The 1,234-nt window shown below is 53.9% G+C and carries 1 protein-coding gene and 1 pseudogene; both read right to left on the reverse strand.

Annotation, left to right across the window (positions count from 1 at the left end; translation table 11 throughout):
* Positions 1-747, reverse strand: a pseudogene (locus tag QVO97_RS03455) (carbamoyl phosphate synthase large subunit); the annotation flags it as partial.
* A partial coding sequence (locus tag QVO97_RS03460) for a carbamoyl phosphate synthase small subunit (protein WP_288188796.1) occupies positions 738-1,234 on the reverse strand: 497 nt, incomplete at its 5' end. The gene QVO97_RS03460 and the pseudogene QVO97_RS03455, both read right to left, overlap by 10 nt.

Below are 1,234 nucleotides of genomic sequence, written 5' to 3' on the forward strand. Positions count from 1 at the left end.
AACAATGGAGTCGCCGGTGTGGACGCCGACCGGGTCAAAGTTTTCCATCGAGCAGACCGTAATCTCGTTGCCGATGGCATCGCGCATTACCTCAAACTCGATCTCCTTCCATCCGGAAATACATTTCTCAACCAGAATCTGATTGATCGGTGACAGGCGGATACCCGCCTCCGCGATGTTGTAAAGCTCTTCTTTATTTGCCGCAATACCGCCGCCGGTACCGCCCAGGGTAAAGGCCGGACGCACGATAACCGGGTAAGAAATAACCTCGGCAAAATCAAGCGCATCCTCAATGGTGGTGACAACCTTGGACGGAATGACCGGCTCACCGATAGCTTCCATCGTGTCTTTAAAGCACTGGCGGTCCTCCGCCTTATCGATGGTCTCCGGAGACGCGCCGAGAAGCGTTACATTGTGGCTCTTTAAGAAACCTTCTTTGGCAAGCTCCATGGACAGTGTCAGTCCGGTCTGTCCGCCCAGGGTGGACAGGATGCTGTCAGGCTTCTCTTTTTCAATGATTCTCTTGACAAATTCCAGGGTCAGCGGCTCGATGTATACGTGATCCGCGATGGCGCTGTCCGTCATGATGGTTGCCGGGTTGGAGTTTACTAAAACGACCTCCAGACCTTCCTCTTTTAAAGCCCGGCACGCCTGCGTTCCTGCATAGTCAAACTCTGCCGCCTGACCGATGACGATAGGCCCGGAACCGATTACCATAACTTTTTTCAGGGATTTATTTAACGGCATGACGCGCCCTCCTTTTCCTTATAATCTCTCATCATCTGAATGAAACGCCCAAACAGCTCTTCCGTATCCTTCGGACCTGCACACGCCTCTGGATGGAACTGGACGGTAAATGCCGGCATATCGTGGTAGGTGATGCCCTCGCAGGTGCCGTCGTTGACATTGATAAATGTCTCCTCCGCGCCCTCCGGCAGCGTATCGCGCAGTACCTCATAGCCGTGGTTCTGGCTGCTGATGTAGACGCGTCCGGTCGTCAGATCCTTGACCGGCTGGTTCGCACCTCTGTGACCGAATTTCATCTTTCCAGTCTTCGCGCCCTTGGCAATCGCCAGCAGCTGGTGTCCCAGGCAGATACCGAACATCGGTTTTCCAGCCTTCGTAATCTTTCGGATCTCCTCGATGATCTCCGGGTTGTCCTCTGGGTTGCCCGGACCGTTGGAAAGCATGATTCCGTCCGGATTCATCTTAAGAATCTCCTCCGCCGTTGTAC

The organism is Clostridium sp. CAG:43 (assembly GCF_000434655.1).
GTDB classification, from domain to species: domain Bacteria; phylum Bacillota; class Clostridia; order Lachnospirales; family Lachnospiraceae; genus Otoolea; species Otoolea fessa.